The sequence below is a fragment of the Acinetobacter sp. P1332 genome, assembly GCF_044057475.1.
Taxonomy (GTDB): domain Bacteria; phylum Pseudomonadota; class Gammaproteobacteria; order Pseudomonadales; family Moraxellaceae; genus Acinetobacter; species Acinetobacter johnsonii.
This window is the reverse complement of record NZ_CP171157.1, coordinates 3,249,225-3,274,934: the sequence shown is the minus strand read 5'-3', so window position 1 is coordinate 3,274,934 and position 25,710 is coordinate 3,249,225. Positions and strand designations below refer to the sequence as shown.

At 42.4% G+C, this 25,710-nt stretch carries 20 protein-coding genes and 1 pseudogene; 14 read left to right on the top strand and 7 right to left on the bottom strand.

The window, feature by feature from the left end:
• Position 1: 1 nt before the first annotated feature.
• From rpoB to ACFN7Z_RS16060, 4 genes are all read left to right on the top strand, one after another.
• A complete protein-coding gene (rpoB, locus tag ACFN7Z_RS16075) occupies positions 2–4,090 on the top strand; it encodes a DNA-directed RNA polymerase subunit beta (protein ID WP_010325733.1) in 4,089 nt (1,362 codons plus the stop codon).
• A gap of 154 nt (positions 4,091–4,244) precedes the next feature.
• On the top strand, positions 4,245–8,444 hold the full coding sequence (gene rpoC / locus ACFN7Z_RS16070; RefSeq protein ID WP_010325734.1) for a DNA-directed RNA polymerase subunit beta': 4,200 nt from the start codon (positions 4,245–4,247) through the stop codon (positions 8,442–8,444).
• 168 nt (positions 8,445–8,612) lie between these two features.
• On the top strand, positions 8,613–9,152 hold the full coding sequence (locus tag ACFN7Z_RS16065; protein WP_010325735.1) for a hypothetical protein: 540 nt from the start codon (positions 8,613–8,615) through the stop codon (positions 9,150–9,152).
• A 149-nt stretch (positions 9,153–9,301) separates the two neighbouring features.
• Positions 9,302–9,658, top strand: a complete 357-nt coding sequence (locus ACFN7Z_RS16060; RefSeq protein WP_010325736.1) for a hypothetical protein — start codon at positions 9,302–9,304, stop codon at positions 9,656–9,658.
• A 160-nt stretch (positions 9,659–9,818) separates the two neighbouring features.
• Here ACFN7Z_RS16060 and ACFN7Z_RS16055 read toward each other — a convergent pair.
• Positions 9,819–10,318: pseudogene (locus ACFN7Z_RS16055) on the bottom strand (DUF4442 domain-containing protein).
• Between the two features lie 82 nt (positions 10,319–10,400).
• On the opposite strand from ACFN7Z_RS16055, the gene ACFN7Z_RS16050 reads away from it, so the two are divergent.
• The 5 genes from ACFN7Z_RS16050 to htpG all read left to right on the top strand — a co-directional run bounded on the left by ACFN7Z_RS16050 (position 10,401) and on the right by htpG (position 16,183).
• The gene (locus tag ACFN7Z_RS16050; RefSeq protein WP_058952362.1) at positions 10,401–11,285 is read left to right on the top strand and encodes an alpha/beta fold hydrolase; all 885 of its coding nucleotides are present in this window, start codon (positions 10,401–10,403) and stop codon (positions 11,283–11,285) included.
• Positions 11,286–11,386: 101 nt separating this feature from the next.
• Positions 11,387–12,757, top strand: a complete 1,371-nt coding sequence (locus ACFN7Z_RS16045; protein WP_004978663.1) for a Na+/H+ antiporter family protein — start codon at positions 11,387–11,389, stop codon at positions 12,755–12,757.
• 315 nt (positions 12,758–13,072) lie between these two features.
• A complete protein-coding gene (locus ACFN7Z_RS16040) occupies positions 13,073–13,660 on the top strand; it encodes an OmpW family protein (RefSeq protein WP_010325739.1) in 588 nt (195 codons plus the stop codon).
• A gap of 160 nt (positions 13,661–13,820) precedes the next feature.
• The gene (locus ACFN7Z_RS16035; RefSeq protein ID WP_010325740.1) at positions 13,821–14,165 is read left to right on the top strand and encodes a lysozyme inhibitor LprI family protein; all 345 of its coding nucleotides are present in this window, start codon (positions 13,821–13,823) and stop codon (positions 14,163–14,165) included.
• 98 nt (positions 14,166–14,263) lie between these two features.
• Positions 14,264–16,183 (top strand): molecular chaperone HtpG, encoded by a 1,920-nt coding sequence (htpG, locus tag ACFN7Z_RS16030; protein WP_010325741.1) that lies wholly within the window; start codon positions 14,264–14,266, stop codon positions 16,181–16,183.
• A gap of 180 nt (positions 16,184–16,363) precedes the next feature.
• Here htpG and ACFN7Z_RS16025 read toward each other — a convergent pair whose 3' ends face one another.
• The 4 genes from ACFN7Z_RS16025 to ACFN7Z_RS16010 all read right to left on the bottom strand — a co-directional run bounded on the left by ACFN7Z_RS16025 (position 16,364) and on the right by ACFN7Z_RS16010 (position 20,268).
• Positions 16,364–17,515 carry a hypothetical protein gene (locus ACFN7Z_RS16025; protein WP_029574925.1) on the bottom strand — a complete coding sequence of 384 codons (1,152 nt, stop codon included), beginning with the start codon at positions 17,513–17,515 and terminating at the stop codon, positions 16,364–16,366.
• A gap of 77 nt (positions 17,516–17,592) precedes the next feature.
• Positions 17,593–19,641, bottom strand: a complete 2,049-nt coding sequence (locus ACFN7Z_RS16020) for a hypothetical protein (protein WP_395442217.1) — start codon at positions 19,639–19,641, stop codon at positions 17,593–17,595.
• Between the two features lie 10 nt (positions 19,642–19,651).
• Entirely contained in the window at positions 19,652–19,831 is a 180-nt protein-coding gene (locus tag ACFN7Z_RS16015; protein WP_017397192.1) for a hypothetical protein, read from the bottom strand.
• Positions 19,832–20,106: 275 nt separating this feature from the next.
• Positions 20,107–20,268, bottom strand: coding sequence for a hypothetical protein (locus ACFN7Z_RS16010; protein ID WP_004692748.1), 162 nt, complete (start codon positions 20,266–20,268; stop codon positions 20,107–20,109).
• A 459-nt stretch (positions 20,269–20,727) separates the two neighbouring features.
• Here ACFN7Z_RS16010 and ACFN7Z_RS16005 point away from each other — a divergent pair, with 459 nt between their 5' ends.
• Complete coding sequence (locus tag ACFN7Z_RS16005; protein ID WP_004978694.1) at positions 20,728–20,928, top strand: dodecin family protein; 201 nt, start codon at positions 20,728–20,730, stop codon at positions 20,926–20,928.
• 98 nt (positions 20,929–21,026) lie between these two features.
• Here ACFN7Z_RS16005 and ACFN7Z_RS16000 read toward each other — a convergent pair whose 3' ends face one another.
• Positions 21,027–21,716: a DsbA family protein gene (locus ACFN7Z_RS16000; protein WP_010325744.1), complete on the bottom strand. Its 690-nt coding sequence runs from the start codon at positions 21,714–21,716 to the stop codon at positions 21,027–21,029.
• 236 nt (positions 21,717–21,952) lie between these two features.
• Between ACFN7Z_RS16000 and ACFN7Z_RS15995 the strand changes: the two genes are divergently transcribed.
• The 3 genes from ACFN7Z_RS15995 to ACFN7Z_RS15985 all read left to right on the top strand — a co-directional run bounded on the left by ACFN7Z_RS15995 (position 21,953) and on the right by ACFN7Z_RS15985 (position 23,750).
• Entirely contained in the window at positions 21,953–22,468 is a 516-nt protein-coding gene (locus tag ACFN7Z_RS15995) for a hypothetical protein (protein ID WP_010325745.1), read from the top strand.
• Between the two features lie 147 nt (positions 22,469–22,615).
• Positions 22,616–23,365 carry a hypothetical protein gene (locus ACFN7Z_RS15990; protein ID WP_010325746.1) on the top strand — a complete coding sequence of 250 codons (750 nt, stop codon included), beginning with the start codon at positions 22,616–22,618 and terminating at the stop codon, positions 23,363–23,365.
• Positions 23,366–23,477: 112 nt separating this feature from the next.
• Positions 23,478–23,750 carry a hypothetical protein gene (locus ACFN7Z_RS15985; protein ID WP_010325747.1) on the top strand — a complete coding sequence of 91 codons (273 nt, stop codon included), beginning with the start codon at positions 23,478–23,480 and terminating at the stop codon, positions 23,748–23,750.
• A gap of 57 nt (positions 23,751–23,807) precedes the next feature.
• Here the strand turns inward: ACFN7Z_RS15985 and ACFN7Z_RS15980 are convergent, their stop codons facing one another.
• The gene (locus ACFN7Z_RS15980) at positions 23,808–24,506 is read right to left on the bottom strand and encodes a hypothetical protein (RefSeq protein ID WP_010325748.1); all 699 of its coding nucleotides are present in this window, start codon (positions 24,504–24,506) and stop codon (positions 23,808–23,810) included.
• A gap of 282 nt (positions 24,507–24,788) precedes the next feature.
• Between ACFN7Z_RS15980 and tehB the strand changes: the two genes are divergently transcribed.
• The gene (gene tehB, locus ACFN7Z_RS15975) at positions 24,789–25,652 is read left to right on the top strand and encodes an SAM-dependent methyltransferase TehB (protein ID WP_010325749.1); all 864 of its coding nucleotides are present in this window, start codon (positions 24,789–24,791) and stop codon (positions 25,650–25,652) included.
• Positions 25,653–25,710 lie beyond the last annotated feature (58 nt).

Below are 25,710 nucleotides of genomic sequence, written 5' to 3'. Positions count from 1 at the left end.
GATGGCATACTCATATACCGAAAAGAAACGGATCCGTAAGAATTTTGGTAAATTGCCTAGTGTTATGGATGCTCCGTACTTGCTCGCGATTCAAGTCGACTCGTACAGAACATTTTTACAAGATGGCAAATCACCAAAAAACCGCGAAGATATCGGTCTGCAAGCCGCGTTTCGTTCAGTTTTTCCTATAGAAAGTTATTCTGGCAATGCTGCTTTAGAATTTGTTGAGTATAGTCTTGGTAAGCCTGAGTTTGATGTACGCGAATGTATTCTTCGTGGCTCAACTTATGCAGCACCAATGCGCGTAAAAATTCGTTTGATCTTAAAAGATCGCGAAACTAAATCAATTAAAGACGTGCGCGAGCAAGAAGTGTACATGGGTGAAATGCCACTCATGACCGATAACGGTACATTCGTTATTAATGGTACTGAGCGTGTAATCGTATCTCAATTACACCGTTCACCGGGCGTATTCTTTGACCACGATAAAGGCAAAACCCACTCTAGTGGTAAAGTGCTTTATTCTGCGCGTATTATTCCTTACCGTGGTTCATGGTTAGACTTTGAATTTGACGCAAAAGACCTTGTATTTGTGCGTATTGACCGTCGTCGTAAATTACTTGCGACTGTGGTTCTTCGTGCTTTGGGTTATAACAATGCGCAAATCTTAGACTTGTTCTATGAAAAAGTGCCTGTATACCTAGACATGGGTAGCTACCAGATTGACCTTGTTCCAGAACGCTTGCGTGGTGAAATGGCACAATTTGACATCGTAGACAATGATGGCAAAACCATTGTTGAGCAAGGCAAGCGCATCAACGCGCGTCATGTGCGTCAAATGGAAGCTGCTGGCCTAGAAAAGCTTTCTGTGCCAGATGAGTACTTGTACGAGCGTATTACTGCAGAAGACATCCCACTTAAAGATGGTGATGTGATTGCAGCAAATACCTTGTTAAGCCATGAAGTGATGGTGAAATTGGCTGAAGGTGGTGTTAAACAATTTAACATTCTATTCACCAATGACATCGACCGTGGTTCATTCGTTGCAGATACTTTACGTGCAGATACCACGACAGGTCGTGAAGAAGCATTGGTAGAAATCTACAAAGTAATGCGTCCAGGTGAGCCACCAACGAAAGAAGCGGCTGAAAATTTATTCAATAACTTGTTCTTCTCTTCAGAACGTTATGACCTCTCTCCAGTGGGTCGTATGAAGTTCAACCGTCGTTTGGGTCGTCCTTACGAAGTGGGTACGGATCAGAAGTCTCGTGAAGTTGAAGGAATTTTGTCGAACGAAGATATCACTGATGTACTCAAAACATTGGTTGAAATCCGTAACGGTAAAGGTGAAGTCGACGATATCGACCACTTGGGTAACCGTCGCGTGCGTTCAGTAGGTGAAATGACTGAAAACCAATTCCGTGTTGGTCTAGTTCGTGTAGAACGTGCTGTTAAAGAACGTTTAAGCCAAGCTGAAACAGATAACTTGTCTCCGCAAGATTTGATCAATGCGAAACCAGTGGCTGCTGCAATCAAAGAATTCTTTGGTTCAAGCCAATTATCTCAGTTCATGGACCAAAACAACCCATTGTCTGAGATTACGCACAAACGTCGTGTATCGGCGCTTGGTCCTGGTGGTTTGACACGTGAACGTGCGGGCTTTGAGGTACGTGACGTACACCAAACTCACTACGGTCGTGTATGTCCAATTGAAACGCCGGAAGGTCCAAACATTGGTTTGATCAACTCGCTTTCTGTTTATGCGAAATGTAACAATTTCGGTTTCTTAGAAACACCATACCGTAAAGTGGTTGATGGTCGTGTAACGGATGAAGTTGAGTATTTATCTGCAATTGAAGAAGTAGGTACTGTGATTGCACAGGCCGATTCTGGCGTAGATAAAGACGGTAACTTAACAGAAGAATTTGTTTCTGTACGTCACCAAGGTGATTTCGTACGTATGCCGCCTGAAAAAGTGACGCATATGGACGTTTCTGCACAGCAGGTTGTTTCTGTTGCTGCATCACTGATTCCATTCCTTGAACACGATGACGCCAACCGTGCATTGATGGGTTCAAACATGCAGCGTCAAGCTGTGCCTACATTGATTGCTGACAAACCGCTTGTAGGTACAGGCATGGAAGCAAATGTAGCGCATGACTCTGGTGTGTGTGTGATTGCGGGTCGTGGTGGTCGTATCGAATTCGTCGATGCTTCACGTGTCGTGATTCGTGTCAACGAAGACGAAATGGTTGCAGGCGAGGCAGGTGTAGATATCTATAACCTGATCAAATATACACGTTCGAACCAAAACACTTGTATTAACCAAAAAGTTCTTGTGAAACTTGGTGATAAAGTCGGTCGTGGCGATGTATTGGCTGACGGTCCATCAACAGATGGCGGTGAGCTTGCACTCGGTCAAAACATGCGCGTTGCGTTCATGACGTGGAATGGTTACAACTATGAAGACTCGATCTTACTTTCAGAGCGCGTACTTCAAGAAGACCGTTTAACGTCAATTCACATTCAAGAATTGTCGTGTGTTGCTCGTGATACGAAGTTAGGCGCAGAAGAAATTACTGCGGATATTCCTAACGTAGGTGAAGCTGCACTGTCTAAGCTTGATGAATCAGGTATCGTATATATCGGTGCTGAAGTGACTGCTGGCGATATCCTTGTAGGTAAAGTAACGCCTAAAGGTGAAACGCAGTTAACACCAGAAGAAAAATTGCTTCGTGCAATCTTCGGTGAAAAAGCAGCTGACGTAAAAGACTCATCTTTACGTGTTCCATCAGGTACCAAAGGTACAGTGATTGACGTTCAAGTGTTTACACGTGACGGTCTTGAAAAAGACGAACGTGCGCAAGCAATTGAAAAAGCTCAGCTAGATTCATACCGTAAAGACTTGAAAGAAGAATACAAAATCTTCGAAGAAGCAGCACGTGAACGTATTGTTCGTTTGTTGACAGGTCAAGAGTCTAACGGTGGTGGTACAACCAAGCGTGGAGATAAGCTTTCTGCAGACGTGTTGTCTGGTTTAGAATTGGTTGATTTACTTGAAATCCAACCGACTGATGAAGCTATTGCAGAGCGTTTAACTCAAATTCAAGTGTTCTTGAAAGAGAAGAGCTTCGAAATTGATGAGAAATTTGCAGAGAAAAAACGCAAACTTTCTACAGGTGATGAATTAACAACAGGTGTATTGAAAGTTGTTAAGGTTTACTTGGCTGTTAAACGTCGCATCCAACCGGGTGATAAGATGGCAGGTCGTCACGGTAACAAGGGTGTTGTTTCTAACATCTTACCTGTTGAAGACATGCCGCACGATGCCAATGGTGTTCCAGTCGACATCGTATTGAACCCACTGGGTGTACCGTCACGTATGAACGTGGGTCAGATTCTAGAGACTCACTTAGGTATGGCAGCGAAAGGTCTTGGCGAAGAAATCGACAAGATGTTAAAAGCGCAACGTACTGTACTTGAGCTTCGTGGCTTCTTAGACAAGATTTATAACAAAGTTGGTGGCGAGCAAGAAGATCTTGATAGCTTAACTGATGATGAAATTTTGGTGCTTTCAGGTAACTTGCGTGCAGGTGTTCCACTTGCAACGCCAGTATTCGATGGTGCTGAAGAATCACAAATTAAAGACTTGTTAGAGCTTGCGAACATTTCACGTACTGGTCAAACAGTATTGTATGATGGTCGTACAGGTGAACAGTTTGACCGTCCTGTAACTGTAGGTTACATGTACATGTTGAAACTGAACCACTTGGTAGACGACAAGATGCACGCGCGTTCTACTGGTTCTTACTCATTAGTAACTCAACAGCCGCTTGGTGGTAAAGCACAATTCGGTGGTCAGCGTTTCGGTGAGATGGAAGTCTGGGCGCTTGAAGCATATGGCGCAGCTTACACGCTTCAAGAAATGCTTACTGTTAAGTCGGATGACGTTGAAGGTCGTACCCGTATCTATAAGAACATTGTAGATGGTAACCATTATATGGACCCAGGTATGCCTGAATCGTTCAACGTATTGACCAAAGAGATCCGTTCTTTAGGTATCAACATTGAACTGAAAAATGGTGACTAAGAAATCTCCCCCAGCCCCTCTTTATTAAAGAGGGGAGCAAATCCCCCTTTACAAAGGGGGATTTAGGGGGATTAGATATTCCCAAATTTCAGTAAAAACAATATTTGTGACCCAGTTGTGTAGTGAAAGTCTCCACAACACACGGAGAAAAAAATTGAAAGACTTGCTCGATATCATGCGCAAAAAGACGGATTCAGACGGTCATGCTCCAGTTGAGTTTGATCGCATCCGTATTGGTCTTGCGTCACCAGAAATGATTAAGTCATGGTCTCATGGTGAAGTTAAAAAGCCTGAAACCATTAACTATCGTACGTTCAAACCAGAACGTGATGGTTTATTCTGTGCCAAAATTTTTGGCCCAGTCAAAGATTACGAATGCTTGTGTGGTAAATACAAGCGTATGAAATACAAAGGCGTCATTTGTGAAAAATGTGGCGTTGAAGTAACAACTGCGAAAGTTCGTCGTGAGCGTATGGGTCACATCGAGCTGGCGTCTCCAGTTGCACATATTTGGTTCTTAAAATCACTTCCGAGCCGTATCGGTCTATTATTAGACATGACTTTACGTGATATCGAACGTGTATTGTATTTCGAATCTTACGTAGTAACTGACCCAGGTATGACTCCATTTGAGAAATACCAACTTCTTAATGATGAAGAATACTTCAACGCTTTAGAAGAACACGGTGATGAATTCACTGCGAAAATGGGTGCAGAAGCTGTTCAAGACTTGTTAAAAGACATCGATCTTGAAAACGAAATTTCACGTTTACGTGAAGAAATTCCAAACACAACGTCTGAGACGAAGCTTAAAAAAGCGTCTAAGCGTTTGAAGTTGATGGAAGCGTTCAAAGAGTCAAACAACAAGCCAGAATGGATGGTGATGAATGTACTTCCAGTACTTCCACCAGATCTTCGTCCGTTAGTACCACTTGAAGGTGGTCGTTTCGCGACTTCTGATTTGAACGACCTTTACCGTCGTGTGATCAACCGTAACAACCGTTTGAAGCGTCTTCTTGACCTTGCAGCGCCAGACATTATCGTACGTAATGAAAAACGTATGTTACAAGAGTCTGTAGATGCATTGCTAGACAACGGTCGTCGTGGTCGTGCAATCACGGGTTCGAACAAGCGTCCTCTTAAATCTTTGGCTGACATGATCAAAGGTAAACAAGGTCGTTTCCGTCAAAACTTACTTGGTAAGCGTGTTGACTATTCAGGTCGTTCGGTAATTACTGTAGGTCCTACTTTACGTCTGCACCAATGTGGTCTTCCGAAGAAAATGGCGCTTGAATTATTCAAGCCATTCATTTTCGCGAAACTACAAGCATCTGGCCAAGCAACAACCATTAAAGCTGCGAAGAAAATGGTTGAGCGCGAAACGCCAGAAGTTTGGGACGTTCTTGCTCACGTGATTCGTCAACACCCTGTGATGTTGAACCGTGCGCCTACACTTCACCGTTTGGGTCTTCAAGCATTTGAACCGATCCTGATTGAAGGTAAAGCGATCCGTCTTCACCCACTCGTTTGTGCTGCGTTTAACGCCGACTTCGATGGTGACCAAATGGCGGTACACGTACCATTAACGCTTGAAGCGCAGTTAGAAGCGCGTGCGTTAATGATGTCGACCAACAACATCTTGTCTCCAGCGAACGGTGAGCCAATCATCGTACCGTCTCAGGACGTTGTCTTAGGCTTGTATTACATCACGCGTGATGCGATCAATGCCAAAGGTGAAGGCATGGTGTTTGCAGATACTCACGAAGTTAACCGTGCACTTGCAACAGGTCAGGTAAATTTACACGCTCGCGTAAAAGCACGTGTACACCAGACTGTGATTGATGAAAATGGTAACCGTGAACAGCAAACCATTGTTGTGGATACAACACCAGGTCGCTGCTTACTTTGGGAAGTTGTGCCAGAAGGTATGGATTTCCAACAAATCAACGTTGAGATGACCAAGAAAAACATCTCTAAATTGATTAACTCTTGCTACCGTAAATTAGGTCTTAAAGATACAGTGATCTTTGCTGACCAATTGATGTACTTAGGTTTCCGTCAAGCGACACGTTCAGGCGTATCGGTCGGTATGGAAGACATGGTGATTCCACCTGCGAAGTACTCAATTATTGAAAAAGCAGAAGTTGAAGTTCGTGAAATTGAGCAACAGTTCGAACAAGGTTTCGTAACTGCGGGCGAACGTTACAACAAAGTTGTCGATATTTGGGCACGTACCAACGACCAAGTAGCGAAAGCGATGATGGACAACTTGTCTTTTACCACTGTTAAAAACAAACAGGGTGAAGATGAGAAGCAAAAATCATTCAACTCGATCTATATGATGTCTGACTCAGGTGCCCGTGGTTCGGCAGCTCAGATTCGTCAGTTAGCGGGTATGCGTGGTTTGATGGCGAAACCAGATGGTTCGATCATTGAAACTCCAATTAAAGCGAACTTCCGTGAAGGTTTGACAGTACTTCAGTACTTCATTTCAACACACGGTGCGCGTAAAGGTTTGGCCGATACAGCACTGAAAACAGCAAACTCTGGTTACTTGACACGTCGTCTTGTAGACGTAGCGCAAGACTTGGTTATTACTGAGCCTGACTGTGGTACTTTGGGCGGTCTTGTAATGACTCCGTTCATTCAAGGCGGTGACGTGATCGAGAACTTAGGTACTCGAGTACTGGGCCGTGTTGTTGCTGAAGATGTGAAAAAAGCAGGTTCTGACGACGTTATCCTGCCTCGTAACACTTTGATCGATGAGAAACTTGCAAACTTCCTAGAAGAGCAAGGTGTCGATGAAGTTAAAGTACGTTCAGTGGTTGCGTGTGAATCTACATTCGGCGTATGTGCGAAATGTTATGGTCGTGACCTTGCGCGTGGTCATCAGGTGAACCCTGGTGAGTCTGTGGGTGTTATGGCTGCACAATCGATTGGTGAGCCGGGTACACAGTTAACAATGCGTACCTTCCACGTAGGTGGTGCTGCAAGCCGAACGTCTGCTGCAAACAGCGTACAAGTACGTAACAAAGGTACTGTACGTTTCCACAATGTGAAAACAGTACAACATGCCAAAGGTCACTTGGTATCGACTTCTCGTTCAGGCGAAATCGGTATTGCGGATGATTTAGGTCGTGAGCGTGAGCGTTATAAACTGCCATACGGTGCGTCTATCTTGTTGAAAGATGGCGAAGCTGTAGAAGCTGGCGGTATTGTAGCGACTTGGGATCCGCACACACACCCACTTGTAACAGAAGTTGCAGGTAAAGTACGTTTCAGCCAAATTGCTGATGGCGTAACTGTTACCTCGAAAACTGATGATGCAACAGGTATGACGACGATTGAAATCTTACCTGTGACTGCACGTCCTGCGTCTGGTAAAGATTTACGTCCTGCGGTTGTTCTTGATACGACGGATGGTGGTGAGCAGTTCTACTTCCTACCACAAAACACGATTCTTTCTGTCCGTGATGGCGAAACAATTGGTGTGGGTGACGTTATTGGTCGTGTACCTCAAGAAACTTCACGTACGCGTGACATTACCGGTGGTCTACCGCGTGTAGCTGACTTGTTCGAAGCGCGTAAACCGAAAGAGCATGCAATTCTTGCTGAAATTTCAGGTGTTGTGAGCTTTGGTAAAGAGACTAAAGGTAAGAACCGTTTAGTGATTACTCCAGATGATGGTTCTGAGATTTACGAAGAACTGATTCCAAAATGGCGTACCATGAACGTGTTCGAAGGCGAACATGTGAACCGTGGTGAGACTGTTTCTGATGGTCCACAGAATCCACATGACATCCTACGCTTGAAAGGCGAAGTTGCGCTGACCAACTACATCGTGAACGAAGTTCAAGACGTATACCGTCTGCAAGGTGTAAAAATCAACGACAAGCACATTGAAGTGATCGTACGTCAAATGTTGCGTAAAGTTGATATCACTGATGGCGGTGATACAAGCTTCATCAAAGGCGAGCAAGTGGATTACATCCGTGTGATGCAAGAGAACCAAGCTGTTCTTGCGCAAAACAAGTTCCCTGCGAAGTTTGAACGTCAATTGATGGGTATTACTAAAGCGTCGCTTTCTACTGACTCGTTCATCTCTGCTGCATCGTTCCAGGAAACCACTCGTGTGTTAACTGAAGCGGCTGTAACAGGTAAAGAAGATGATTTACGTGGCTTGAAAGAGAACGTAGTTGTAGGCCGTTTGATTCCTGCAGGTACTGGTCTTGCATATCACTTAGAGCGTCGTCGTCAAGAAGCTGAAGCTGCAGAGCATGAGCTTGTAAATGACTTCTCTGATGTGGATCAAGCATTAAGCCAAGCATTTAGCGATGAGTTTAACGGTCTGTAATTAGCCCTTTAAACGCGTGAAAAAGCCACCTTCGGGTGGCTTTTTTTTGTCCTTTTGTTACAGAAGTGGATTTAAGCTTTTATAAATTTTACATTTTTCCTATAGTAAAAATATAAGTACACAAATCTCCTTACTTCATTAACGATTAAAAAATACAGGTGGTTCCACATGAAATTGACATCAAAACTATTGGGCTTAAGCATCTTCGCATTTGTGGGCCAAACGATGGCAGCGCCGATGCCGAATACCATCACCGTGGAGGATAAGGCGGTTGTACCGATTGTCAAAACACAGATTATTCGCAGTGTCGCGGGTCAAGACCCAGTGCGGACGACCGAAGCGACTATTTTTGAAGTGAAAAATGGTGGTAAAGATATTGTGGCGCGTGAAGTGGTTCTCGAAGAAAATGCCAGCCAATTTTCAGATAAAAAAATGTCTGCACCGATTGTGCAAAAAGGTAGCGTGATTGTTCCGACATCCAAAGTTGAAGTGAAATCGACCTTAAGTCAAGGTGGTGTAGTCCTTGCAGAAGGTAAGCAAGTTGATGCACAAGGGATTGAGTTTAAGAAAGGGCAGGAACCTGTACGTAAGGAGCTGAAACTAGATCAAGTGAAAGATCCGAACAGTAAAGAAAGTGTGACGCGTGCGGTGCTCCAAGAAAATGGCACCACCACCAAAGATGTGGTTGTGGTGAAAGAGCCTGAATAAGCTTGAGTTCAATACAGTATGAGGCCCTCTAAGGAGGGCTTCTTACTTACAAATTTTCAGCAATAGCACCTGTAACCGTAACATTTCACGGGTTTTAAGTTCATACTGATCTTTTATGCTGTAAGAAATAGCCAATAAGGACAAATCTCATGAAAAAATATATGAGCATTATTGCAGTGGCATCTCTTTCGACGATGCTGTTGGCAGGTTGTGAAAATATGAGCGCTTCTGATCAACGTATTGGGACAGCGGCTTTAGGCGGTGCAGTAGGTGGTGCTGCGGGGAATAGCCTCGGTGGCGGTGTAGGTGCAGCTGTTGGTGGCGGTGCTGGTGCTGCTGTGGGCAGTAAAGCTCAAGGTGGTTCAAACCGTAATGCAACCTACAGTGGTGTTGGCGGTGCGATTGGTTCAGCAGTGGGTAAAAGCGTGTTTGGTGGTAATACCGGCGCTGCCATTGGTGGAGCTATCGGCGGTGGTGCGGGCGCTGCAATTGAAGAACGTAAATAATGTTTTAAGTTCAAATTTCCAAAAAAAGCACTTCATGGAAGTGCTTTTTTTATAGCTGTGCCGGTTTAGGTTTTTTAAGACGGATATAGTCAAACTACTTTATTATCCATACATGATTCGAAAAAAATAAAAATAATTCATATACTTAGATATATTGGTTTTATAATGATTTGACTATATATAAAGTCTTTTCCACTTCTCCAATTCGAATGCCGGCTTCATCGTAAATATTTAAGGTATAAGTACGATGTACGGGGCATAGTTGTCGGCCAGTTGTTTCACAGTCGCGATTTCTTGGGCATCAAGGTGAAAGTCTGCATAGACTGTACTGCGTCCTGAACTGAGAAATTGGATAGAGGCTGCTTTGTCCCAGACAATATACTTATTGCCTAAGTAGTGCATCAGTAGGGTCATATAAAACGGGTCGACCATCGCATATAAACTCCCGCTAAAATGTACTCCGACAATATTTCGGTTTTGTCGAGTGAGGGGCATTTTGACGCGAATGTGGTCGTGTTTAAGGTCAAATTTTTAAATTTGAATCCCTGCACCTTTAAAGGGAGCAAAATGATTGAGAAAGTATTTCGCGACAATTGGCTGTGTCACAAGTTTTTTAAAATGCTCATTTCGGTCAATGGTATCTGATGAACTTCTATCCATACTAGAGAAGATCAAATCAATTGGTATTGATCGTTTTGCCAGTAAAGTATAAAAAACAGTCCATAACAATAAGGAGCTGAATATGGAGCAGCAAAGTTACTGGGTACAAACTACAGATCAGCAAAGACTTTATGTGAAAACATGGGGCAATGCGAACAATCCTGTGCTGGTCTTGGTGCATGGCTATCCAGATAATCAAGAGGTCTGGGAGCCTGTGATTGGGCATCTGGTGCAAGATTATTATATTGTGACCTATGACGTTCGCGGTGCAGGGATGTCGAGTGTGCCGCGTCGTACACGGGCCTATGCCTTGCCTCAGCTATCACTAGATTTGGAAAGTGTGGTGAATAGTGTGATTCCGCAGCTTAGCTTTCATCTAGTTGCGCATGACTGGGGTTCGATTCAGTCATGGGAGTCCGCGACTGAGCCAAAATTTAGAGAGCGTATGCTGTCATTTACCACTATTTCAGGCCCATGCTTAGACCATGCTGCATTTTGGATGCGTGAACAGTTCGTACAACATAAGCATCAATTTTTTAAGCAGTTAACGAAGTCTTGGTACATTGCGGCCTTTCAGTTGCCTTTTTTAGCACCGACAGTATGGCAGTTTTTTAGTCCTAAGCAATGGAGCAAAATTTTATCGCGTTTAGAAGGACGCTCAGACTTACCGCTGAATCATCACATTGCTGCCGATGGTAAGCACGGGGTTGCGCTCTACCGCGCGAACTTTATCCCACGCCTGACGAAACCTCGGGAACGCTTTGCAATTTGTCCCGTACTAGCGATTGTGTTGGAGCAAGATCAGTTTGTGAGTCCAGCGTTAATCGATGAAATGCCGAAGTGGGTCGAGGATTTTCAACGGGTGAATGTGAATGCCAACCATTGGGCAATCTTGAGCCAGCCAGAGGTAATTGCTAAAGAAATCAAAAGGTTTGTTCAAAACTGGCGTTGTGTTGAAGCCAGCTGAAATGATCTGTGAAAGAGAAAGGCGCTAGCGACCTGTAAGGGCAGAATTTTTTGGTTATTTTCTGATAAAATGCGCCTTTCTTCCAAGTCACTCTTTTCACTATGTTCGCAATTCTTGCCGCTATTGGGGTCATGTTTGGACTTTCATTAGCTCGTGTGCCTGTAGTATTTGCATTAATTATTGGTGCTGTCACAGGCGGTTTATTGGCTGGTTTAGGGCTACACGGTACCCTCGAAGCATTTAATAATGGGCTTGGGGGCGGCGCAAAAATTGCGTTGGCTTACGGGGTCTTAGGTGCATTTGCTTTGGCTTTGGCACGCTCAGGTTTACCTGACTTGTTGGCCTATAAGCTTATTAAAACATTGAAAGGTTCGAGCAATGAAAAGGCACAAAATCGGGTTAAATATCTGATTTTTATAACCGTCGCGTTAGCAGCAATTTGTTCACAAAACGTCATTCCTGTACATATTGCGTTTATTCCAGTCCTGATTCCTCCTTTATTAAGTGTGTTTAACCATCTTCAGTTAGATCGTCGACTAATTGCTTGTGTTCTAACCTTTGGCTTGGTTGCCACTTATATGCTGGTACCATTTGGATTTGGTGCGATTTTCCTGAATGACATCTTAGGTCAAAATATTAATACTTTCGGGCAACCCTACGGCTTTAAAATCAATTATGCCGATATCCCTTCAGCAATGGCCATTCCTGTTTTTGGCATGTTTGTTGGTTTATTGGTTGCTGTATTCTTTAGTTACCGTAAGAAACGTGTATACGAAGAAGTACATGTGGAACCAGTGCAGCAAAGTATTTCTTCTGAACTTGATATCACGGGTGAGAAGTCTAAGCCCGAAATTTCAAAGTTTACGTTATCTATGGCTCTCATTGCGGTAGTTGCTACGCTTTGGGTACAAATTGCATCAGATTCCATGATTTTAGCTGGTCTGGTTGGTGTTGCGATTTTGAGCTGTGCGGGCATTTTTAAATGGAAAGAAGCAGATGATGTGATTATTAGCGGTATGCGAATGATGGCATTAGTTGGTTTCATTATGATTGCAGCACAGGGTTTTGCATCTGTTATTTCTGCGACCAATCAAGTGCCAGCATTGGTAGAAGCATCAGTGCAATGGATTGGTTCTAGCCAAGGACTCGCTGCATTTTGGATGCTATTGATTGGCTTACTGATTACTTTAGGAATCGGTTCTTCGTTCTCTACCATTCCAATTTTAGCAATTATTTATGTGCCTTTGTGTATCCAGTTTGGTTTCAGTCCAGCGGCAACCATTGCGATTATTGGTACGGCTGCGGCACTCGGTGATGCGGGTTCTCCTGCTTCTGACTCCACTTTGGGACCGACTTCGGGTTTGAATATGGATGGTCAGCATGATCACATGAAAGACAGTGTGATCCCGACCTTTATTCACTTTAATATTCCACTCATGATTTTTGGTTGGATTGCGGCCATGGTTTTGTAATTTACCCTCCAATTATTATAAAAAGGCGATTTTAAATCGCCTTTTTTATTATTTATTCAGATTGAAATAATCGGGTTTATAATGTTAATTCGGATTAAAAAGGTTGGAATTAAAATATATTTATTTTGATTTAATGTTATTAATTTAAAACCAACTAAAATGGTATATTTAATATTTAAATTAATTTAAAACAATAACTTAAAAATGGTATTTAAAATACATTATTATTATAATTGCATATTAATTACACTCTTGTTTATGATGAATTAATGTTAATTTTTATATTAATTATTTTACAAACAGAGGTTGTTTGAAATGTTGAAGCAAATTGCTCTAATTACATTAATGGGTCTTTCTGCATCTGCTGCAATGGCAGGTCAATGGCAAATCAAAGTCGGTGGATCTGCAGTTGCACCAACGCAAGATACAACAGTTGCTGCATTGGGGAATGCAAAAGTTGAAGCTGATAGCGAACTTGCGTTTACGCCATCGGTTGAATATTTCTTTAATGACAATATTTCTGCCGAGTTACTGCTAGCAACGCCAATTAGCCACGATGTACTCATTAATGGTGCAGAAGCAGTAAAAATTAAACATTTACCACCTACCTTAACGGCAAAGTATAACTTTAAAAACTCAACAGGTTTCACGCCTTATATCGGTGTCGGTGCAACCGCATTTATTGCATGGGATGAAGAAGGTGTGAAAAGCGTAAAAGAAGATTTCGGTTATGCTGCGCAAATTGGTTTTAACTTCCAACCTGCTGATGCAAAAAACTGGGGTGTGTTTGCCGATGTCCGTTATGCAGATCTGAACCCAGAAGTAAATGTAGATGGCACAACGAAGTTTAAATTAGATATCGATCCAGTAATTTATACACTCGGTTATAGCTACAAATTTTAATAATTAAAAGTAGCTTTTTAAGAACCTCATCGATGATGGGGTTTTTTTATGCAAAGACTAAAGTTGAATAGTGATCAATGCTGAAATAAATCACGATGATTCAGTATTAAAAGAAAATCATCTATAAAATGGATAGAAACAGAATAAGAGAGTTATAAAAATGAAATCTATGTTCGGAATCGGTTTAGTCTGTGGTTTGGCGTGGAGCATGCATGCTCAAGCGGCAAGTTTTAATTGTGATAAAGCAAAAACGACGACAGAACATGCGATTTGTGAGTATCGCCAAATCAATGACGCCGATGTGAAAATGGCCACCACTTATACCATTTTAAAACGTCTTGTTCCGATGGGGACACGTGGAATGATTCAGGATGAGCAAGTGAAGTGGTTGAGTCTCCGTGACCGTTGTGGTGCTTCACAAAGTTGCCTCATGGATGTGTATAAAATGCGCCAGCAGCAGTTAGAGCTGAATTTAGATCGTATTTACCGTCAAGGTCCATTTTAAAAAAAGTAAAAAAACTTACGATTGCTATTGAAAAACGTATCGCTCACTCCAATTCATTAAGCATTCTCTATAAGGCTTAATACATTAAGGAGCGATTGATGAGCGAGCAAAACGCACATAAACATAGTTTCCAAGCTGAAGTGGCTCAGCTATTACATTTAGTGACGCATTCACTGTATTCGAATCCTGACATTTTCCTACGTGAATTGATCTCAAATGCATCCGATGCCTGCGATAAACTGCGTTTTGAAGGCATTAATCATCCTGAATATTATGAAAATGACCCAGACTTACATGTGCGCGTCAGCTTTGATGAAGCCAATCAAACACTGACTATTTCAGATAATGGGATTGGTTTAACTGAACAAGAAGCGATTGATCACTTAGGGACGATTGCTAAGTCTGGAACCAAGGACTTTATGTCTAAGCTCACAGGTGACCAGAAATCAGATGCACAACTGATTGGTCAGTTTGGTGTCGGTTTCTACTCAGGTTTTATTGTGGCTGACAAAATTGCCGTAGAATCACGCCGTGCAGGTGTGCATGCCGATCAGGCGGTACGTTGGACCAGTGCGGGCACAGGTGAGTTCGAAGTCGAACAGATCCACAAAGACAGCCGTGGTACCGATATTATTTTACATTTGCGTGAAGATGCGTTGGATTATTTACAGTCGCATAAAGTGAAGCAAATTATCAATAAATACTCGGATCACATTAGCCTGCCGATTGAGATGCAAAAAGAGGTTTGGCAGCAAGAAGAAGCGGTTGAAGGTGAAGAGCCAAAACCGGGTCAGTATGTGAAAACGGGTGAGTGGGAAGCGATTAACTCAGCCAGCGCGCTGTGGACACGTAATAAAAATGAAGTGACCGAAGAGCAGTACGTCGAGTTTTATAAGAACCTTAGCCATGATTTTGCAGCCCCACTGGCATGGGCGCATAACCGCGTTGAAGGCAGTACCGAATATACGCAGTTGTTGTATGTACCGAGTAAAGCTGCTGCGAATATCTTTACCCGTGAAGCCAAAGCGGGGATTAAGCTCTATGTAAAACGGGTCTTCATTATGGATGACGCGGATAACTTGATTCCAAACTATTTACGCTTTGTCCAAGGGGTGGTCGATAGTGCCGATTTACCACTGAACGTTAGTCGTGAGTTGTTACAAGAAAGCCGTGATGTGAAAACCATTCGTGAAGGGAATGCACGCCGTGTATTGACCATGCTGGATGCTTTAGCCAAATCGGAAGATGAAAAAGATCAAGAGAAGTTCACAACCTTCTACCGTGAATTTGGTTCAGTATTGAAAGAAGGTTTGGGCGAAGACTTTGGTAACCGTGAGCGTATTTTAAAACTTTTACGCTTCTCAACTTCAAACAATGATGCGGTGAGCACTTCTTTGCAGGACTATAAAGCGCGTATGCCTGAGGGGCAAAAAGCGATTTACTATGTGACTGCAGACAGTCTCAATGCTGCGAAGAACTCGCCACAACTTGAGCTGTTTAAGAAAAAAGGCATTGAAGTATTACTCATGGTAGACCGGGTTGATGAATGGGCAATGGAATTTGTGCATGAGTTTGATGGCACACCAATGCAGAACGTGGCGAAAGGTGCAGTCGACTTAGGTGATTTACAAGATGCCGAAGAGAAGAAAGCACTTGAAGCAGCCGCAGAGCAGTTTAAACCTGTGGTTGAAAAACTATCTGACTCATTGAAAGCCAAGACCAAAGAAGTACGTGTGACCACACGTTTGGTCGATTCACCTGCATGCTTGGTGACAGGTGAGGGAGAACTTTCTCCACAACTGATTCGTATGCTGCAACAAGCGGGTCAGGCCGTACCTGAAAGCAAGCCAATTTTGGAAATTAACCCAGAGCATCCATTGGTAAGAAAATTAGAAAATTCGGCACAGTTTGATGACTTGGCCAATGTAATTTTTGACCAAGCGCTGATTGCTGAAGGCGGCTTACCTGATGATCCTGCCGAATATATCAAACGGATTAACAGCTTATTGCTTCAATAAACCATTATATGTTTAAAGAAAGCCTATCGTTAAGATAGGCTTTTTTATGTCAACCCATTGGGGCAAGCACCTTAATATCTGTTGAACGCATCGATTTAATTGGCGGAAAAGAAGCTGATGTGGATATCCGTGGATAAGTGAGAACTTATCCACAGTTCAGCTTAAAGATTCACCATATCATTAAAATAAAGCCTCAAAACGGACCAAGGCACTGACGTAATGGCTGCGGTCTTCACGGTGATCGTTAAAATAATTTAAATCGCCTTGGATATAAAACCACTCGCGTAAGAAGGGTTGACGCCACGAGACAAAAGGCCCCCAACGGTTCAAGCGTAGGTCATCGTTGTTGTAGAAACCACCAGTGTAAATGCCGTAGTTAAAACGATTGCCATGAAAGAATTGGTGTTGTCTAAAGCTATAGTTATCCCAGAGCAGATCATCATCCTGATCGTCTGCATAGGTCAGACTGAACTGATTGGATAAAAATGGCTGATTGGGTCGTGCATGCGTCAGCTCTAGGTTGGTACGTAAGTAATTTTCACTGTCGATACCATAACGGTAAATCTGTTCAGCATAAGCACGAAAATCATTGTCGAGTTTCCATTCTTTCGATAACTCGATCCGCGCATAGATATCATCCCCTGAACGGACCCCCAAGTCGAAATCAGTTTCAAAAGGCAGACGATCTGATAATTGCGACCATCTTAAAGCCAGTGAGCTATTGGCATCACGGGTTTGGCGGCGATCAAATGTTTTATCGTTATTCGCACTGGGTGGATTTTCATTGGTAATTGCAACATTGTTTTGCAGTTCGTTATCTAATGAGTCATCCCCAAACACCACACTGAGTTTATGTTCTAAAGTTGGAAGTTTGACTCGACCTCGAATACGTGGTTTTACATCGTATTCATCATGTTTATTCCAGCGGTTATCGACCAAGACACGTAATGTGGCTGTAGCTGGTTTTTTAGGATCGGTTTCACCAAACCAATTGTCCATTTTGGCGGCTGTTCGGTCTGCCCAGTTTCGAACTTCTTTTTGCTGGCGGTCGACCCAGGTGCGCTCTTCAGTGAGATCAGTCGTGGGCACAATCAGCTCGTCCGATTCCTCAGGTAGAACGGTTGGAAGTGAGTCTATCCACTGTGGAATTTGGTATAAAAGTCCACTACCTTTGGGGGGCGATGCGATTTTGTCAATTTCAGCCACGTCGTGAGGTGGCACAAAATGTTGTGTGCTGTTGGTATTGCTTTCCGCCCAAGCCACGTTGACGTATGTACCTAAACTTAGGCAGAAAAATAAAGAGATGGATCCCACATGTTGAGTTCTTAGCATGCTTTCGTACTTTATTGTTCTTCGATGTTTTAGTGTTGTAAATTTCACATAAGAACACAAGTAGAAAATACAAAACTCTACAACTCGCTGCCCAGTTGTTTTTGAATAGAATCAAATAATTGAAACACAGTGATAGGTTCAGGCAAAGTGGAAATCGTATTTTGAATCAGTTGCCAACTGACGCCGTGCTGTCGGTCTAAGACCAAGCACGGATATGCGATCTCGGTACGTGAGAGTTCAACCCGCTTTTGACCATGAATTACTCGAATTTTTTGTCGTTCTTTTAACACTAAAATGGGCGTATTTACGTCCGCGGGGCTTTCTTTAAAATGAATGAATTTACGGCTATTGAGGAGATCGGCCAGAATAAATGGGTGATAGTCTTCAATGTGCCATACCAATTTGGCCTGTTGGGTATACAGCTGAAAAATCGAAAACACATCATGCATGTGAGTCTGTAGCTGATCCCATTCAATTTCGCGAATGGCTGCGAGTTGATGCTGACAACTCTGGGCAAATTGTTGGCTCAGGCGAATGGCTTCTGTAGGACTGTCAGCACCAAATAGAGCCAAATACTTAATAAACCTTCCGTGCTGATGGGTCTGTTCTGCCAAATAGATGGGATAGTCCAAGCAGTGATCGAGTTGGTCGCTGTGGATCAGAAACTCGATATTTTGATTGATCTCAATGTGCCCTGAAATGTCGAGGCCATACAGCTTAGGGTCTAAATTTGGTTGATGCAGCGTGTGCAATTGCGCTTGATATTGCCCCAGATTAATCTGTGTGGGCAGTAGGGGTTGCGTAGCAGTGGCCGATGTTTCTGAATTTTCTGTATGGCTGTCCTGCATAGCAGGGCATGGTGCTGTCGCTTCGCCTTCAAGTGGATTTTGCTGATGAGATTCAGATGAAATGTCTGTGTCTTGTGGGTCAGCCAAGATCGATCGCCTTTGGATAAAGTCCTGAATGGCAAGCGTTGAAATAGATGCACTTGGCTTAAGGTCAAATCGAATGGGTACAACAGCATCGATTATCGACTCTTCCTGAGGTGGACATAGCTCATTACTTAAAAGTGACAGATTGCTGAGAATCAAATGATTTTCTGCTAATACTTCAGATTGAAGATCTAAATCTTTTTGTACGATATCGATCTGATTTTCAGGTTCCTTATCTTGTTTGATACTTAGTTTAATAGGATTGATTGAGACGACATCTTCTACAGCGTCTTGTTTAAAAGACCTGAGTTTGGATTCTTCAATTTGAGTTGCATTTAGGTTGCTGTCGAATGTAGGTTGTATTTCCGTATTGAAATGAAGCGCTGCTTCAGCCTTAGATAAAAGCAGACTAGACTCAGGACGGACTTCGGGGAAGTCTGACTCAGACTCTTGGGTTCGTTCAGCCGATGTATCATCTGTAGCAATGCTTAAAAGCTCAATACCCGTGAAAACAAAAGCGTCAGTAACCACATTGTCCTGTGCATGCCCTATGTCAGTTTTTTTATGGGATATGGTTGTAACGGGCGGGATAAACTGGTCTCGTGCAACTTCTGCAACTTCTGCAACTTCTGCAACTTCTGCAACTTCTGCAACTTCTGCAACTTCTGCAACTTCTGCAACTTCTGCAACTTCTGCAACTTCTGCAACTTCTATGGATGTTTCAGATGTTGTGAGAAAAGGTACGTTCTCGGGTTGTTGAGTGCTTTGTGCATGGCTCAAAAACCCTTGGTAAGCGTGCTCAAACTTTATGTGCCATGGGCTGCTATGCACTGTAGCTGGGGTGTTTTGAAAAACAATTTGCCAACCTAAACCTGATTTATATAAAACCCCCCATGCGAAAGCCGCCTGCTGTTTTAAGGCATCAGTTAAAGAAGACTCATATTGAAATAGTCCAATGTAGGCATGCTGATAGGGGCTTTGTTGTATCCAGCGTTCAGCCGCAGCTTGAGGCTGAGTCAGCGCCTTATAGGCTTCGAGTTGTTTTTGAAAAATGGGTTCATCACAGAGTGCAAAAATTTCGCGAATGCGTTTTTTCGAGCGCGCAATTTCAAAAAAAGACAGAGGTTGATGCTCCAAACCATCAATCAATTGATGCAGTTCTTTGATCAGCATTGCTTTTTCGATTGCTTTCATGCGCTGAACTCTAAAGTTGTTTTTGTGCTTGTTCCAAGTAGCTTGCCAAAACCATATTGATGGCCAGTTCAAGTAATTTATATTCGGCTGAAGTCGGCTGCGTATACTGCTGTGCGAAAGCAATCAATTGATCAAGGTCAATGGCTTGGGGCGTAATACGACCTTGGATAAGGGCTTGTAAATTTTGCATAGGTATGTGCTATTGAGTGCATTTAATTTATTGGTTTTGGAATTGGGTCTTCTTGTTTGATCATAATTAGAAAAGAATAAATAGGCAAAAATTATTCTGCACGTGATACGAGAAAAGGGTAGTGAAAAATGTAGATAATTTCGATTTCAGCACAGAGTGAATTAAATATTTTTGCCCTAGAGGGTTCATAGCTGAAATTTTTTGTCAGTTCTTTGCAATTTTGGGCAAAAAAATAGGCAATCAACATTGCCTATTTTTGACCAAGTCAGCGCAAATTACGCTTCTTGATGTGGTGCAGCCGCAGGAGCATCAGCCGTTGCCGTTTGAGTGTCTGCTGGTTTTTTTACAGGAAAATCTGGAACAAAAACAACTTGTGCAGAAACAGTTGCAGAAAGAGCCATTACAGCGACAGCCAAAGCATATTTAACAGCGTTCATGATTTTTCCTCTAAAAAAGAGGTCTCACTTAGGAGACTGGGAGTTTTAAAAAGATAAATTTCGCATGAATAATATCAAAAAATGATCGATTTAAGCGCTGGTTTAGGCCATTAAAAGATGAATGATGAGTTCATTTATTGTTAAAAAACAATAGATTAGAATAAATACTCTAGTTTGGTATAGAGTTTTTACTCCAGTGCTAAGCTATTTGAATTTAAAGTGAAAATTTAGATTTTTCAAGTTTGAAATGAAGCTTGAAAGTAGGACTTTTTGTCTGAAATGAGACCTGAAAAAGGACGTAGAGTTAAATGATTAGTTGTTTAAATATTCACCATTTTGAAGTCTTTTGATTGTGCACACTGTGTAAGTTTTTGCTGTGGAATGTTTAAGTTATCTATTTTTGATTAAAAATTCACCTAAGATGAACAGGCAAAAACAACAATAGCTGAGGACAAACAGATGGCCATTGCAAAAGTGGTAGAAGTCAATTCAAGCAGTGCGAAAAGTTTTGAAGATGCGATTCAGACAGGGATCGCAAAAGTCACCGAGACGGTGAAGAATGTTCAAGGTGCTTGGATCAATGAACAAAAAGTGGTGATTAAGGACAACCAAATTGTAGAATATCGGGTCAATCTTAAAATTAGTTTCTTGGTCGATTAAACACAAGTCCATTTTTTTATAACCTATAAAAAATCCCCGCAGATCGGGGATTTTCTTATCTATGGATAGGGCTCAGTTAAGCTCTGAATCCAGTATCCTTATGATTGTTTTGGTGTTTCACAAGACTCATCTGAACACTGTGCCGCATTATTTTCTTCTGCTGGCATTTGTGCTTTTTCAATGACTTGTAAAAAGACTTCACGCGGCTGCGCACCCGCTAAAGCCACACGTTGATCGAAAACAAAGAACGGCACACCTGTTACTTTCAGTTGTTCACGCGCTACTTCTTGGTCAAACTTCACGAAATCTGCATATTCGTCAGAATCCAGCACATCATCTACTTCAACTGGGTTTAAGCCAATACGAGAGGCCACATCTTCAATGGTTTCACGTTCACCAATCGGTAAGCCTTGCGTCATATAGCTAAAGAAAAAGGCTTCTTCGGCTTCATTGCCTAAACCGTGGCTTTGAGCAAGGTGGATAACACGGTGTGCATTGAAACTGTTGCCTGAGTTGGCATTTTCCCAGTTAAATTCAATGCCTTCTTCCGCAGCCATTTTGGCAATATTACGTTGCATCTCTTCAACTTCAGCCACTGTGCGACCATATTTTAGTGCGAGACGTTCTGAGTTCGAAATTTCTTGGCGTACTGGTGCATCTGGATCCAGTTCAAAACTGTGCCAATGCACTTCCAATTCCACACCAGCTTGTTCAGCCGCCGCTTCTAAACGTTTTTTGCCAATATAACAAAAAGGACAAACAACATCTGACCAAATATCTACACGCATGCGATTTCTCAAAAATAGTAAAAAGAGCAATTAAGGAAATGATGGGGATGAGTTATAAAATTTAAAGCAGGGCCATTAAAAAAAGCGGTTTCGCTATGTATTCAATCAGTTGAATCTTCTGGGCTTTACCGCTTATCTGACAACTACGCAACACAAAGATCGAAAAATATACAATAGGGTGAAGGCGCTCAGTTTGAGCATGCCTTTTTATATCTCTTAGCGTTTGGGATTGTTTTATGAAATTTTTAAATTCTCTTCCGTTTTTTTGTTACGCTTTTCTTTTTATGCCGACTTTGCTGCAAGCCAATGGTGAGATCGTGAGTCTACCGACTTTTAAAACCATGGCGGAATCAGAGCTACGTGCTGAAACGGGCGTGATTCCTTATCAACAGGATGAAAACATTCGTAAAGCCTTGCAGCACCGTATCGTTCAGTTGCAGGATGATGCACAGTCTTTTGTGGTCGATCCGACCATTACTCAAAACATAGATATTTTTCCACCTGCAGTCACCGCAGATCTAAATTCTGTGCCGCCTTTGTTACGTGAACATGTCTTAAACATCGCCGCTGGTTTGCAGTCGTCTAATCCAACTGAAGGTTTGTATATTATGTTGCAGCCGTTTGGCATTGACCGTAATGCGACCAATGTACAAATTGCCCGTGAACAAATTTCGATTGGGCAGATTGATCGGAATTTTATGCAAGGGATTCAACAGAATAGTCAGCAGCCGAGAACAGCTCCAGCAAAGTAACACGTCCTTACTCGTTTATCGCCAGTACATTCCTCATCCACTTGGGGAAGGTACGGCCTGAGCATCCTCAAAGATCGATAACATGTTGAAATATTGATCATGTGCCTTTATTTGATATGATGAAAAGAAATGAAGAGGAAGCTGAACATGCGACGTATCGTGTTGATTTTAGTTCTTGCGACCAGTGCCGTTTTTGGTTGGATGTTTTATCAGTATTCTCAACAACAAAAAGAGCAGCAGCAGCTACAAAGCTATGAAACGGTGCTGTATGAAAAGACCGAACAAATTTACAAACAAGCTCAAGATTGGACCACACCAATTCAAGTCGATGTAAAAGACCCACGTCTGACAGGTGACTATCAAATTATGGCGGAGTTTGTGCTCAGTCATATGCTGCAAAATGCCGAAGCGCGTAATCAATATTTGCGAGATTTAAAAGCCTTAAATTGGGATCAATTTTTAAATATTGACCGATTAAGCAAAAACAAAAAGAACAATTATGCTGAAACGGAGCAAATGCTGAAAGACGTACATGCCGTTGTTGAGAGCTATGCACAGCAGGTTGAACAACGTCAAAAAGATGCCATTGCTCAGGCCAAAGATTTAGCAATATCTGCGCGGTTCCGCCATCAACTGACCGACAGCATGAAAGCCAGTGAAAAAAGCCATGAAGCTACCCGCCTGTTTAGTCTTGAACAGCAGAATTTAGCCAAAGCGGATCAAATTTTCTTGGTGCTGAAAAATAACCAATGGGAAAAGAAAAATAACACCTTTATGTTTTATGAAGATGCACCACTACAGCAGTTTAATGCGCTGTATAAAGAGATTTTGGCACTGAATAGCCAAATGCAGCAGGTCGAAAAACAGACCCAAAAAGAGGTGGAACAGAAGTTATAACACCGTGCAAAGATGACAGTCTTGTAAGCGGACTGTCATCTGTTGTTCAAAATTGGCTGCTAGAGTAAAAGCATCACAACGATGACGACTTTTCAGTGCAGGCAGGTGAGTCATGAGAACCATACACGTTTTTGATGATATTCAGCATGTGTATAGTGAGTTTGTAGAAAATAAAAACTATCCAAAATTAGAACGCTTAAGCAACTGGGGGAAGAATCGTTTTTTCTTCAACCAATATTTCAAAATGATTGAAGACTGGCACCACACCGAACAAATCGTGATTCAGTTCAACCAACAGTACTTCAGTCTAGATACGGGCAGCGCGCCTGACTTTATGGACAAAGAAAAGTATATGGCTTGGTTGATGGACGAACTCTTAATTTAAATCCTTCACACAACAGCACAGCGCCTGATTCGTTCTAGGCGCTGTGCTTCTATTGGATTAATCAAAAATTTTATCGGCTGCTTGGAATGGCAGGCTGACCACGTCGATTGCCACGGCAAAAGGTAGCAGTACTAATTTTTCAAAAGGATTCATGCCCGACTTCGATTTATAACTTTCCTCTTGATGGGTATAAATGCTCACCTGATAAGGCTTACTCAAGGCTTTTAACGACGCTAAATTGTTCGCCGCAGGGTAAACCACACCTGCCAGTTTGATCTCGAAACAGAAACGCTGCGCAAACATGCGTTCATCACTGGAACTTGAACATTCCTTCGCGCCATTTTCAATAAAAAACTCTAGATCTTTCTTACTGATGTCCTCTTTGAGCTTCACATAGGACAGAGGTAATGTCCCTGTAAAATGACCATCATTTTTTTCTGAAAAGAAACTCAGTTCTCGGGTCACTTGAATATTTTTTGGGTCCAGTTTCCCAATCAAGCTGACAAATTGAGGCCCACCTTGGGTAAGGACATAACTTTTTTGTTGCCCCGCAATCACTAAACTATGCACAGGTAAATTCGGCAGAGGCTGAGCAGGTTTGCCAAAAGCCACCACTTGGTCTTCGATCAAGGTCACTTTGTTGGTACGGGTATAGGTTTTATTGTCTTTGGTCATCAGGGTTTTGGTGGCACAGCCTGTGAATAATGTTGCCATGACGGCTAAGCAAATGATGGTTTTTAAAGGTGATGAAAACATCGACAGACTCCGATTCATTTGAAATATAGTTAAGCTGAATTTTTATTGTCTTTAAGCCTATCATTAAAAGGTTCAAAAAGGCGCCAAAGCTCAAAAGTTTAAAGTCATGAAAGTTCTATGAGCCGCTCAATGTAGGGGAGCGACAGATTTTATTTCTTACTCATCTGTAGTTTCTAGTCACTGAATGAATGTTCATTTGAGTCTGAACTGGCTATGATCATACAAGCTTCGATAAAAAGTATGGACTGGCGAATACATCATAACAAGGTGGGGAATAGGCTGATGCAAGACTTGATTTGTTATAAAGAACTTCCTGTGTGGACTGCGCAGACCATTCCGCAAGGGTTTAAAAATCAACATAATACCAAAGCAGGTACGTGGGCTAAGTTAAAGATTTATCAAGGTGAGCTGCGCTTTGCTTTTTTAGACGAGGCAGGTCAAGTGCAATCTGAACATCTGTTTACAGCTGAGCAACAGCCACCGTTTATTCAGCCTCAAGCATGGCACAAAATTGTTTCGACCAGCGACGACTTAGAGTGTCAACTGCAATTTTATTGTACCCCGCAAGATTATTTTTATAAGAAATATCAGCTTTCACCTACGCATTCAGAAATTTTGGCGGCTACGCCGTATTTATACGGTGGCCGAGCTTTGGATGTCGGCTGTGGACAAGGGCGAAATTCGCTGTACTTAAATCAGCAGGGTTTTGAGGTAGATGCTTGGGATGTGAATCCGCAAAGTTTGCAAAAATTACAGCAAATAATAGATGCCGAAGGTATTCAAAAGATTCATGTGCAACAGCGTGACCTCAATGCTGACCCAAGCATTACTGGCAGATACGACTTTATTTGCTGTACGGTGGTGATGATGTTTTTAGAAGCGCCAACTGTGAAACCATTGATTGCGCAGATGCAACAAGCCACAAATGTAAATGGATTTAACTTGATCGTCTGTGCGATGAATACCGATGATATTCCTGCGCAGCCTGACTTTCCATTTGCGTTTAAAGCAGGAGAGTTAAGTGCGCTATATGATGGCTGGAACATTGTGAAATACAATGAAAATGTAGGAGAGCTGCATCGGGTTGATGTCGATGGGAAACGGATTAAACAGCATTTTGCGACGTTGTTGGCACAGCGGGTATAAATACAAAAATTATTAAAGTTATTGTAGTTCTTTTGACTACAACAACTTAAAAAATAAG

Coding starts and splice junctions, on each gene's coding strand:
- rpoB (WP_010325733.1), top strand. CDS start 2: ATGGCATACTCATATACCGAAAAGAAACGGATCCGTAAGAATTTTGGT.
- ACFN7Z_RS16065 (WP_010325735.1), top strand. CDS start 8,613: ATGAAATTGACATCAAAACTATTGGGCTTAAGCATCTTCGCATTTGTG.
- ACFN7Z_RS16060 (WP_010325736.1), top strand. CDS start 9,302: ATGAAAAAATATATGAGCATTATTGCAGTGGCATCTCTTTCGACGATG.
- ACFN7Z_RS16050 (WP_058952362.1), top strand. CDS start 10,401: ATGGAGCAGCAAAGTTACTGGGTACAAACTACAGATCAGCAAAGACTT.
- ACFN7Z_RS16045 (WP_004978663.1), top strand. CDS start 11,387: ATGTTCGCAATTCTTGCCGCTATTGGGGTCATGTTTGGACTTTCATTA.
- ACFN7Z_RS16040 (WP_010325739.1), top strand. CDS start 13,073: ATGTTGAAGCAAATTGCTCTAATTACATTAATGGGTCTTTCTGCATCT.
- ACFN7Z_RS16035 (WP_010325740.1), top strand. CDS start 13,821: ATGAAATCTATGTTCGGAATCGGTTTAGTCTGTGGTTTGGCGTGGAGC.
- htpG (WP_010325741.1), top strand. CDS start 14,264: ATGAGCGAGCAAAACGCACATAAACATAGTTTCCAAGCTGAAGTGGCT.
- ACFN7Z_RS16025 (WP_029574925.1), bottom strand. CDS start 17,515: ATGCTAAGAACTCAACATGTGGGATCCATCTCTTTATTTTTCTGCCTA.
- ACFN7Z_RS16020 (WP_395442217.1), bottom strand. CDS start 19,641: ATGAAAGCAATCGAAAAAGCAATGCTGATCAAAGAACTGCATCAATTG.
- ACFN7Z_RS16015 (WP_017397192.1), bottom strand. CDS start 19,831: ATGCAAAATTTACAAGCCCTTATCCAAGGTCGTATTACGCCCCAAGCC.
- ACFN7Z_RS16010 (WP_004692748.1), bottom strand. CDS start 20,268: ATGAACGCTGTTAAATATGCTTTGGCTGTCGCTGTAATGGCTCTTTCT.
- ACFN7Z_RS16005 (WP_004978694.1), top strand. CDS start 20,728: ATGGCCATTGCAAAAGTGGTAGAAGTCAATTCAAGCAGTGCGAAAAGT.
- ACFN7Z_RS16000 (WP_010325744.1), bottom strand. CDS start 21,716: ATGCGTGTAGATATTTGGTCAGATGTTGTTTGTCCTTTTTGTTATATT.
- ACFN7Z_RS15995 (WP_010325745.1), top strand. CDS start 21,953: ATGAAATTTTTAAATTCTCTTCCGTTTTTTTGTTACGCTTTTCTTTTT.
- ACFN7Z_RS15990 (WP_010325746.1), top strand. CDS start 22,616: ATGCGACGTATCGTGTTGATTTTAGTTCTTGCGACCAGTGCCGTTTTT.
- ACFN7Z_RS15985 (WP_010325747.1), top strand. CDS start 23,478: ATGAGAACCATACACGTTTTTGATGATATTCAGCATGTGTATAGTGAG.
- ACFN7Z_RS15980 (WP_010325748.1), bottom strand. CDS start 24,506: ATGTTTTCATCACCTTTAAAAACCATCATTTGCTTAGCCGTCATGGCA.
- tehB (WP_010325749.1), top strand. CDS start 24,789: ATGCAAGACTTGATTTGTTATAAAGAACTTCCTGTGTGGACTGCGCAG.